The following is a 10,691-nucleotide window of genomic DNA, read 5'->3' on the forward strand; positions in this document are numbered from 1 at the left end:
GCCCGCAGAGCGCTCAGCGCCGCTTGTAGAAGGGGAGGGCCACGACCTCGTACGGCTCATGGGTACCGCGGATGTCCACCGCCACTCCCGGCGTGCCCGGCGCGGCGTGCGCGGCGTCCACGTACGCGATCGCGATCGGCTTGCCGAGGGTGGGCGAGGGCGCGCCCGAGGTGACCTCGCCGATCACCGCGCCGTCCGCGCCGACCACCGCGTACCCCGCGCGCGGGACCCGGCGGCCCGCCGCGACCAGGCCGACCAGTACCCGCGGCGGGTCGGTCTCGGCCCGCCGCGCCGCCTCCTCCAGCGCCGCGCGGCCGACGAAGTCACCGGGCTTGTCGAACTTCACCACCCGGCCGAGCCCCGCGTCGAACGGCGTCGTCGCGCGGGTCAGCTCGTGCCCGTACAGCGGCATCCCGGCCTCCAGGCGCAGCGTGTCCCGGCAGGACAGCCCGCACGGGACCAGCCCGGCCGGCGCACCGGCCTCGGACAGCGCCCGCCACAGCCGCTCGGCGTCGTGCGGGGCGACGAACAGCTCGAAGCCGTCCTCGCCCGTGTAGCCGGTACGGGCGATCAGCGCCGGGACGCCCGCGACGGTGCCCGGCAGGCCCGCGTAGTACTTGAGGCCGTCCAGGTCCGCGTCGGTCAGCTCGCGCAGGATCGCCGGGGAGGCCGGACCCTGGACGGCGATCAGCGCGTAGGCGTCCCGGTCGTCCCGTACGGCCGCCTCCAGGCCCGCGGCGCGCTCGGTCAGCGCGTCCAGCACCACCTGGGCGTTCCCCGCGTTGGCCACCACCAGGAACTCCTGCTCGGCCAGGCGGTAGACGATCAGGTCGTCCAGGATGCCGCCCTCGGCGTCGCAGATCATGGTGTAGCGGGCGCGGCCGACGGCGAGCGCCGACAGATGGCCCACCAGCGCGCGGTCCAGGGCGGCGCCCGCCTCCGGGCCGGTGAGCGTGATCTCGCCCATGTGGGAGAGGTCGAACAGGCCGGCGCGGGTGCGCACCGCGGTGTGCTCGTCGCGCTCACTCCCGTAGCGCAGCGGCATCTCCCAGCCGGCGAAGTCGGTCATGGTGGCGCCGAGCGCGCGGTGCAGCGCGTCCAGCGCGGTACGGCGGGGGGCGGGCGGGGCGTCGGTCACGGGGGCACCGGTCAGGGGGGCGTCGGTCATGGGGCTGGCTCCAGGGCGGGACGGTGACGGGGACGACGAGGACTGTCCTCCCCATCTGTCATCGGAACCTGAGAGGTTCGCCGTGACCCTCCTTCCGCCCGACGCCGGGGGCGTCGTCGCAAAGAGCGGTCCGGCTTGCACCGTGGGTGGAGCCACGCCAGCGGCTCGCTTTTCAGATCTGCCTCGCCCGCGCGGTATCGGGGCCTGAGAGATTCAAGGGAGGACTTGCTCCTTCGGCGCCCCGGACGGCCGGCACTGCTGCCGGTGGCCGAGGACTCTCCCGCGCGGATTCAAGCGGCCGGTATGGAGTTGCGCGCAACATCATCGCACGTACGCCCGAGAAGGGAAGACCCGCTCGGGCGGAACCCCGGCCCGGACCCGGCTCACCACGGGGCGAAACCCCGATGCACAGGGATCAGAGGCCCAGCCCACGGCAGTACCACCTTGCTGGACATTACCTTTTCTTGACACTCTTCGGGAACGAGCCGCAGTGACCGGACCTAGGAGGACGATCACGGTGCAGGGGCAGGGTACGTACGCGACGACATGTGGGCCCCTGCCGGTGACGCAGGGGGCGGTGCCGACCGGGGGAGCGCTCAGACCGGGGTGCCCGGCGGCCGTCCAGGACCTGCGCGGCGACGGCGGCGCCGCGCGGCCCGGCGCCCGCGAGCTGCGCTACCGGGCCGGCGATGTGGTGGTCGCCTCGGGACTGCCCGGCAGCGGCAAGAGCACCATGATCGACCGCGCCGTGCCCCGCCTGGACCAACGCGGCGGGGCGGTGCTGCGGGTCGACTCGCAGGACACCCGCGAGCGCTGGGAGCGGCGGATGCCCCACTGGCTGCCGTACGCCCTCTACCGGCCGCTGGTGCGCTGCGCCCACTACGCCGGGCTGCGCCGGGCGCTGCGCTCGGGGGCCAGCCTCGTGGTGCACGACTGCGGCACGCTCCCCTGGGTCCGCCGCTGGCTGGCCCGTGACGCCCGGCGCACCGGCCGCGGGCTGCACATGGTGCTGCTCGACGTGGACGCCGCGGTGGCGCTGGAGGGGCAGACCGCCCGCGGCCGGGTGGTCTCCCGCTACGCCTTCGGTCGGCACCGCCGCGCGGTGGGGCGGCTGGTCGCGACCGCGGAGGGCGGGCGGCCGCCCGAAGGCTGCGCCTCGGTGGCGCTGCTGGATCGGACGGCCGCGAGCGCGCTGCGCCGGATCGGCTTCGACTGAGCCGAGCCGGCCGGCCTTCGACCGAACTGGCCGGCTGGCTGCATGGCCGGCCGGCGGGCGGGCGGCGGCGCGGCGGGGCGTCGCCGTCAGGGGCGCGCGTCGGCCCCGGCGCCGTCCGCGTCCACCGGGTGGGGCAGCGGCATGGGGGCCACGGAGTCGTCGGCCGCCCCGGGCGCGGAGCCGGGGGCGGCCAGCGGGGTGGCGGCCGTGGTGGTGGGCTTCTCGGCGGTCTTCTTCCCGGGCTTCTTGGCGGGCTTCGTGGTGGGCTTCTTGGCCGGCTTCTCGGACGTCTTCTTGCCCGTCTTCTTGCCGGGCTTGTCGGTGTGGGGCTTGGGGGAGGGCTTCGCCGTGTCGGGCTTGGCGGCGCCGAGCTCCGGGGCACCGGTCCCGGGGGTGCCCGGCTGCGTGGCGGCCGCCGGCTCGGTGGGCTTGGCGGCGAGGGCCGACGCGTCCTCGGCGAGGCTCGTCGCCTCGTCCGGGAACGGCAGCAGCGGGGGCATCACGGGGAAGTCCCGCCCGGGGAGCGGGCCGACGACGGCGCCGATCAGCCCGACGATCGCGTCGGCGATGCGGGGGATCGCCACGGTGGCCGCGTTCGAGTCGCCGGCCGCGACGGCGTCCAGCAGGTCGTCGATCGCCCGCTGCAGCGCGTCCAGCGGGTCCGTCGAGATGTCCGAAGGCCTCGGCTGGGCGGCGAAGGGAGGCATCACGGCCCCGCCCTCCCCGACGGCCCCGCCCTCCCCGGCGGCCTGCGGCGGCACGGTGATCTGCCCCTGATCCTGATCCTGGCCCTGATCCTGGCCCTGGCCCTGAGCCTGGCCCTCGCCGGAGCCCTGCGAAGGCGTCGGGTCCTGGGCCTGCCCCCGGCGGTGCGCGGCGGCCCGCGGGGCGCCGGCCTTGTCGGCCGACTCGCGGACGGCCTTCACCGCGCTGTCGATCGCCGTCGCGTGCTTGATCAGCTCCTCGTCGGAGAGCACCCCGCCGGGCGCCTCCTCCACCGCCCGCGCCAGCTCCGTCACCCGCTCCAGGAGGACACGCAGGTCGCGCAGCGCCTGGGTCTGGGCCGGGTTCAGCCTCGTGTCGGCGAGCGCCGCGGGGGTGGGGGCCGGGGCGCCGGCCGTGCCCCCGGATCCGTCGGCCGCCGCGGCGGCCAGGCCGGCGGCGCCGAACAGGAGCGAGCCGGCCAGGACGGAGGAGACGAGGACATCGGCCTTGCGGGACACGCGGATCATGAGACCTTCCTTCGCTGTGGTGAGGTACGGGCGTACGCGACACCACGCTGCGAAAGACGCAAACCGAGCGCAACTTGTCGATTACGGTCAGAAGCGGTCGTAGGTGATAAAGAATCAACCGGGATCGCGCCGTCGACCTGGGAATTTGCTGTGGAGATCGACGGCCCCCGATGCCGCCCGGCCGTACAGCCGTTAGGGTGCCTGTGCAGGTCGGACGAGATGGCGGTTGGACGAAGATGAGCATCCCGGAGCAGCACGGTCCAGCACCGGCTCACGGCGGGTTTCCTGACGGTGCGTTTCCCGCGTTCCCCGACCATTCCGGCTATCCCCCTCATCTCGACCAGGCCGCCCACCCCGCCCCTGCGGCCCCTTCGGCGTTCCCGGGCAATGAACTCGAAGAGGTGCTCGCCGCCTCGGTCGACGTCCCCGGCGCCGGCGCCCGCATCGTCGAGACCCTGTCCCGCAGTCAGGTCTGGGTGCCGCTGCCCAACGGGGGCGGCCCGGACAGCAATGGACTCGACCTGCCCACCGTGGAGATCGAGGGCGCCGCGTACGTCCCGGTGTTCAGCTCCGAACAGCAGTTCCTCCAGGTCGTCGGCGTCCATATGCCGTTCACCGTCGCCCCGGCCGTGGAGTTCGCCCGCGGCCTGCCGCCCCAGCTCGGCATCGCCGTGAACCCCGGCGGCGCGGTCGGCGTCCCGCTCCCGCCGCCCGCCGTGGCCGAGCTGTGCCGGACCGGGCGCAGCGAACTGGACGGCCCGGCCACCGGCGGCCGGGTGCGTCTCTTCGAGCCGGACTGGCAGGACGAGCCGGTCGACTTCCTGGCGGCCGCCGGGCTCGAGTTCGGCAAGGTGGCCGGGGTGCGGACCGCCCGGCGCGCGCTGGCCAGCGTCGAGGGGGAGCAGCCCGCGCTGTTCGTCGGCGTCGAGCTGGACCTGCCGGGCCCGGAGAGCCAGGCCACGGCCGTGGACGCGCTCGGGCGGGCGCTCGGCGCCGTGCCGGTGCCGTGGACCGTCCAGCTGGTTCTGCTGGACATCGCGCAGGATCCGGTGGCGGACTGGATGCGGGAGCGGGTACGACCGTTCTACGACCGTGACCGCTGAGTCGCCCGGGAGACCACTGTAAGGGCCCGTAAGCTGGTTGGATGGCCGGTGGCGCGCGCGTGGGCGCGCCCTTGGGCAGCGGTGTGGACAGGCCGAGAGAGGGGCGGACCCAGGTGAGCGCGGGAGGCGGCCACGTGGAGCGGATGCTGCGGCAGGTCGCTCCCGGCCGGTACGACGCCTACGAGTCGCTGTTGCAGGCGCTCGCCGACGGCCAGGTCTGGATGCTGCTGTGGCACGGCACCCCGGGCTCGCCCGACGCCCAGTACGGGAACATGGACGTCGAGGGGCTCGGCTACGCCCCCTGTGTGACCTCCGCGCAGGAGCTCGCCGCCAGCGGCTGGAACCGCGCCCATGAGGTGGTGAGCGGCCGCCAGATCGCGGCCTCCCTCTTCCCCGACCGCTACGGCCTGTGGCTCAACCCGCACGCCCCCGGTGGCGGCGTCGGCATCCCCTGGCTCGATCTGCGCAGAATCGCCGGCGGCCTGGACCGGCTCCCCGCCGGGCCGCTGCGGATCGGCGAGCCCGCCATCGAAATCCCCCAGTTCTACGCCCTGTTGGGGCAGAACGCGCACCGCACCCCCGCGGTGCGCTCGCTGCGCCGGGCCTGGGTGCAGCCCGCGCTCGGCGCGCCGTATCTGGCGATCGGGCTCGACCTGTACGACGCCGCGCCCGCGTCCGTCGAGGCCGCGCGGGTGATGATGAGCCAGTCGATCACGGCGGTCCCCGAGGGGCTGCCGGTCTCCACGGTCGCGCTGTCCGACGAGTACGATCCGGTCGCCATGTGGATGCGGGTCAACGCCCGCCCGTTCTTCGACCGCGCCGCCTACGGCGCGCCCCCGTCCGCCCCCTCGTACGGCTACGGCTACCCGCCCCCGCACGGCGGCCGCCAGTCGGGACCCGCGCCCAGCGCCTGGTAGCGCGCGCTCAACTCCCTTTTTTTACACACACTTTGAACACCCTGTCACCGGACGCCGCGTACCGCTGAGCGGAGCCGCGGTCCGGATAACGGAACACCCCTCACCACATCACGGTTAGGCATCCATTGCCCGGATGCACTGGCGGCTGATCGCAGACGCGATGAAGACTCCCGCAACAAGAGGTGTCCGTACCTGCGGGTAGCGCGCGTCACCTCCACCAAACCACCGCACCACGAGCACGACTTTCACCTGCGTTGTGAACCACGTCGCTACAGCGGCGGATCGTGGGCCGGTCACCACCGGTCGAGAGGGGTCCCCACCACGATGACGGCACCATTGCACGGCACGACCAAGGACGCGGAACCCGTCGCGTCCGTCGATGTCGCGGCGAATGCAGTCAAGGCATCGGTCGAAGGACGGTCGCTGCGTCAGATCGCCTGGACGCGCCTGAAGCGGGACAAGCTGGCGCTGGCCGGCGGCGCCGTGGTTCTCTTCCTGGTCCTCGTGGCCATCTTCGCGCCGCTGATCGTGAGTGTGCTGGGGCACCCGCCCAACGAGTTCCACCAGGAGGAGATCGACCCGCTGTTCGGCACCCCCAAGGGGTCGATGGGCGGCATCAGCTCCGAATTCCTCTTCGGAGTCGAACCGTCGAACGGCCGCGACGTCTTCAGCCGGATCGTCTACGGCGCGCGGATCTCCCTGCTGGTGGCCTTCCTCGCCGCGGTCGTCGCTGTCGCCCTGGGGACTGTCTTCGGCATCATCGCCGGGTATTTCGGCGGCTGGATTGACACCGTTATCAGCCGCACGATGGACATGCTGCTGGCCTTCCCGCAGCTGCTGTTCATCATCTCCCTGGTCTCCGTGCTCCCGAACGACCTGCTGGGGCTGAGCGGCAGCGGGGTGCGCATCGCGATCCTGGTCTCCGTGATCGGCTTCTTCGGCTGGCCGTACGTCGGCCGCATCGTGCGCGGCCAGACGCTCTCATTGCGCGAGAAGGAGTACATCGAGGCGGCGCGCAGCCTGGGCGCGGGACGGCGCTACATCCTCTTCCGGGAGCTGCTGCCGAACCTGGTCGCGCCCATCACCGTCTACGCCACGCTGATGATCCCCACCAACATCCTGACCGAGGCGGCGCTCAGCTTCCTGGGTGCGGGCGTGAAACCGCCGACCGCCTCCTGGGGGCAGATGCTCTCCGATGCCGTCGGCACCTATCAGGACGACCCGATGTTCATGATCATCCCGGGTCTGGCGATCTTCATCACCGTGCTGGCGTTCAACCTCTTCGGCGACGGCGTCCGTGACGCCCTCGACCCGAAGGGGACGCGTTGACGGCGAACCGCGCGACCGCGGACCAGCCGCACCGATACGAGTCCGCCCCTGCCGCACCTGTCAGGCGGCGGTCACCCGAAGGTTCTCCGGCGCCGTGCCAAGGACCGATATCCCGGAGGTTGCAGGAAACAATGAAACCCCTACGTTCGTCGAGAAGCAGGCGGATCGCCGGTGCCGCGGTCGCCGTCGGTGCCCTGATGGCCACCGCGGCCTGTGGCGGCGGTTCCAAAGACGACAAGGGCGAGGGCGCCGGTTTCAACGCCGCGGTGACGGGCATCGCCAACAAGTCGACCAAGACGGGCGGCACGCTCAAGTTCGTCAACAAGCAGGACTTCGACTCGCTCGACCCGCAGCGCCAGTACTACGGCTTCGCCTGGGACTTCGCCCGGTTCTACACGCGACAACTGATCACCTACGCGCCGAAGCCGGGCAAGGAGGCCAACACCCTGGTCCCCGACCTGGCCACCTCCAACGCCAAGATCACCGACGGCGGCAAGACCTACACCTACACCCTGCGTGACGGGATCACCTGGGAGGACGGCTCGCCGATCACCGCCCAGGACATCAAGTACGGCATCGAGCGGATCTGGGCCAAGGACGTCGTCTCCGGCGGCCCGGCCTATCTGCGCCAGGTCCTCGACCCCAAGGGCGAGTACAAGGGCCCGTACAAGGACAAGACCAAGGACAAGCTGGGCCTGAAGGCGATCGAGACGCCGGACGCGAAGACCATCATCTTCCACCTGCCCGAGCCCAACGGTGACTTCGAGCAGATGCTGGCCATGCCCACCGGTTCCCCGGTCAAGGCCGACAAGGACACCGGCGCCCGGTACACCAACCGGCCCTTCTCCTCCGGCCCGTACAAGGTCGAGTCGTACAAGCCGGGCAAGGGCGCGGTCCTGGTCCGCAACACCAAGTGGAACAAGAAGTCCGACCCGATCCGTCTGGCCCTGCCGGACAAGATCACGGTGGACCTCAACTCCAACCTGGACGCCATCGACCAGCGGCTGATCAAGGGCGACTACGACGTCTTCCTGAGCGCCACCGGCATGAGCCAGGCCGGCCGCAGCGACGCGATCAAGCAGCACAAGGGCAATGTCGACAACATTCCGACGAGCTTCGTCCGGTACGTCGACTTCGTCACCAAGGTCAAGCCGTTCGACAACATCCACTGCCGCAAGGCGGTCTTCTACGCCACGGACTACAAGGCGCTCCAGACCACCCGCGGCGGCCCGCAGGCCGGCGGTGACATCGCCCCCAACATGCTCCCCAAGAGCATCGCGGGCTCGGACGACTACGACCCGTACGGCATCCTCGAGCGCACCAGCAAGACCGGCAAGAAGTACGACGACGCCATGAAGGCGGCTCGGGCCAAGGCCAAGGACGAGCTGAAGCAGTGCGGCAAGCCGGACGGCTTCAAGACCAACATCGTCGCCCGTACCGACCAGCCGAACGAGGTCAAGGCCGCCGAGACGATGCAGGAGTCTCTGGGCCAGGTCGGCATCACCCTCAGCGTGGAGCCGATCGACGGCGCCTCCTCGGCGAGCATCACCGGTTCCCCCGAGGTGATGAAGAAGCGCGGCTACGGTCTGTCCATGACCGGCTGGGGCCCCGACTTCCCGACCGGCCAGGGCTTCGAGCAGCCGCTGATCGACGGCCGCTTCATCCAGCAGACCGGTAACTACAACGTCTCCGAGACCAACGACCCGAAGATCAACGGGTACTTCGACGAGGCGCTGAAGGAGACCGACCCGGCCAAGGCCGGCGAGATCTACAAGAAGATCAACCACGCCATCGCCGACAAGGCCGTGCAGCTGCCCTTCCTCTACGAGAAGAACATCACCTGGCGCAGCTCGCGGCTGACGAACGCCTTCTCGTCGGGGGCCTACAACGGCCGTTACGACTACTCCCAGCTCGGCGTCGTCAAGTGATGGTCCGCCAAGCGACCGTCACACCCCACCATCGCCGATCTCGATAGGCCCGAAGGGCAGGTGATGGCCGCGGACGGTGGTCCGGGAGCCCCCTGATCGGGGGCTCCCGGACCACCGCCGGGCCGCGCGCAGTGCTTGCTTATCTCATCCGGCGCTTGTTCGCCGTCATCATGATGCTGTTGGTCGTCACACTCACGACCTTCGCCATCTTCTTCATGATTCCGAAGTGGGCCGGTTCCGATCCCGCGCTCCTCTTCGTCGGCAAACAGTCCGACCCGGAGGCCATCGAGGGCATCAGACAGAAGCTGAGCCTCGACGATCCGCTGCTCGTGCAGTTCTGGCACTTCATCGAGGGACTGTTCGTCGGCCGTGACTACGCCAACGGCAACGATGTCACCCACTGTCCCGCGCCCTGCTTCGGCTATTCCTTCCGCACCGAGCAGGCGGTCTGGCCGCAGCTGACCGACGCCATGCCGGTCACCCTCTCGCTCGCCGCGGGCGCCTGTGTGCTCTGGCTGGTCGGCGGTGTCGCCGCCGGCGTCGTCTCCGCGCTGCGCCGGGGCACCCTGTGGGACCGCGCCGCGATGGGCGTCGCCCTCGCTGGCGTCTCGCTGCCCATCTACTTCACGGGTCTGCTCTCCCTGGCCGTGTTCAGCTACCAACTGAACTGGGTCGACGTGGACTACAAGAGCCTGGGCGACGACCCGGGCGTGTGGTTCCAGAGCCTGGTGCTCCCCTGGATCACCCTGGCCTTCCTCTACGCCGCGACCTACGCCCGGCTCACCCGCGCCACCATGCTGGAGATCATGGGCGAGGACTACATCCGCACCGCCCGCGCCAAGGGTCTGCGGGAGCGGGTCGTGATCGGACGGCACGCCATGCGCTCCACCTGGACGCCCATCCTCACCCTCCTCGGCCTGGACCTCGGCGCCCTGCTGGGCGGCGCGGTGCTGACCGAGACCACGTACAACCTGCCGGGCCTCGGGCGGCTCGCGGTGACCGCGATCAGCAACAAGGACCTGCCGGTCATCCTCGGCGTCACCTTGATGGCCGCCCTGTTCATCGTGGTGGCCAACCTCATCGTGGACCTTCTGTACGCCGTCGTCGACCCGCGAGTGAGGCTCGGATGACCGACCTGAACAAGCCCGAGAAGACCGGCGGTGAGCCGCTGCCGGCCACCGGCACGGCGCCCGGCGAGGTGGCCGCGGCCGGCTCCCCCGCCCCCACCGCCTTCCTCGAGGTGCGCGACCTCAAGGTCCACTTCCCGACGGACGACGGCCTGGTCAAGTCCGTGGACGGGCTCAGCTTCCGGCTGGAGAAGGGCAAGACCCTCGGCATCGTCGGCGAGTCCGGCTCCGGCAAGTCCGTCACCTCGCTGGGCATCATGGGCCTGCACACCGCCGGGCAGTACGGCCGGCGCAAACCGCGGATCTCCGGCGAGATCTGGCTCAACGGGCAGGAGCTGCTGGGCGCCGACCCGGACGAGGTGCGCAAGCTGCGTGGCCGCGAGATGGCGATGATCTTCCAGGATCCGCTGTCCGCGATGCACCCGTACTACACGATCGGCCGCCAGATCGCCGAGGCGTACCGGGTGCACCACGACGTCACCAAGGACGTGGCCCGCAAGCGCGCCATCGAACTGCTGGACCGCGTGGGCATCCCCCAGCCCGACAAGCGGGTGGACAGCTACCCGCACGAGTTCTCCGGCGGTATGCGGCAGCGCGCCATGATCGCGATGGCCCTGGTCAACAACCCCGAGCTGCTGATCGCCGACGAGCCGACCACCGCCCTGGACGTC

At 71.1% G+C, this 10,691-nt stretch carries 9 protein-coding genes and 1 riboswitch; of the genes, 7 read left to right on the forward strand and 2 right to left on the reverse strand.

Annotated features, from left to right (window positions below; translation table 11 throughout):
* Window positions 1–13: 13 nt before the first annotated feature.
* On the reverse strand, window positions 14–1,168 hold the full coding sequence (gene gcvT, locus BBH68_RS21265; RefSeq protein ID WP_104531365.1) for a glycine cleavage system aminomethyltransferase GcvT: 1,155 nt from the start codon (window positions 1,166–1,168) through the stop codon (window positions 14–16).
* A gap of 182 nt (window positions 1,169–1,350) precedes the next feature.
* Window positions 1,351–1,461: riboswitch (glycine riboswitch) on the reverse strand.
* 218 nt (window positions 1,462–1,679) lie between these two features.
* On the opposite strand from gcvT, the gene BBH68_RS21270 reads away from it, so the two are divergent.
* Window positions 1,680–2,384, forward strand: a complete 705-nt coding sequence (locus BBH68_RS21270; protein WP_079151122.1) for an AAA family ATPase — start codon at window positions 1,680–1,682, stop codon at window positions 2,382–2,384.
* 86 nt (window positions 2,385–2,470) lie between these two features.
* On the opposite strand, the gene BBH68_RS21275 is transcribed toward BBH68_RS21270, so the two are convergent.
* Window positions 2,471–3,616, reverse strand: coding sequence for a hypothetical protein (locus BBH68_RS21275; protein ID WP_065964935.1), 1,146 nt, complete (start codon window positions 3,614–3,616; stop codon window positions 2,471–2,473).
* A gap of 236 nt (window positions 3,617–3,852) precedes the next feature.
* On the opposite strand from BBH68_RS21275, the gene BBH68_RS21280 reads away from it, so the two are divergent.
* From BBH68_RS21280 to BBH68_RS21305, 6 genes are all read left to right on the forward strand, one after another.
* Entirely contained in the window at window positions 3,853–4,719 is an 867-nt protein-coding gene (locus BBH68_RS21280; protein WP_245738197.1) for an enhanced serine sensitivity protein SseB, read from the forward strand.
* 143 nt (window positions 4,720–4,862) lie between these two features.
* Window positions 4,863–5,636, forward strand: a complete 774-nt coding sequence (locus tag BBH68_RS21285; RefSeq protein ID WP_065964944.1) for an enhanced serine sensitivity protein SseB C-terminal domain-containing protein — start codon at window positions 4,863–4,865, stop codon at window positions 5,634–5,636.
* Window positions 5,637–5,960: 324 nt separating this feature from the next.
* Window positions 5,961–6,965 (forward strand): ABC transporter permease, encoded by a 1,005-nt coding sequence (locus BBH68_RS21290; RefSeq protein WP_065964937.1) that lies wholly within the window; start codon window positions 5,961–5,963, stop codon window positions 6,963–6,965.
* Between the two features lie 131 nt (window positions 6,966–7,096).
* The gene (locus BBH68_RS21295; protein ID WP_065964938.1) at window positions 7,097–8,893 is read left to right on the forward strand and encodes an ABC transporter substrate-binding protein; all 1,797 of its coding nucleotides are present in this window, start codon (window positions 7,097–7,099) and stop codon (window positions 8,891–8,893) included.
* A 155-nt stretch (window positions 8,894–9,048) separates the two neighbouring features.
* Entirely contained in the window at window positions 9,049–10,023 is a 975-nt protein-coding gene (locus BBH68_RS21300; RefSeq protein WP_076970734.1) for an ABC transporter permease, read from the forward strand.
* Window positions 10,020–10,691, forward strand: a 672-nt coding sequence (locus tag BBH68_RS21305) for an ABC transporter ATP-binding protein (protein ID WP_245738198.1), incomplete at its 3' end; no start/stop codon positions are given. The genes BBH68_RS21300 and BBH68_RS21305, both read left to right, overlap by 4 nt.

This window comes from Streptomyces sparsogenes (assembly GCF_001704635.1).
Lineage (GTDB): Bacteria > Actinomycetota > Actinomycetes > Streptomycetales > Streptomycetaceae > Streptomyces > Streptomyces sparsogenes.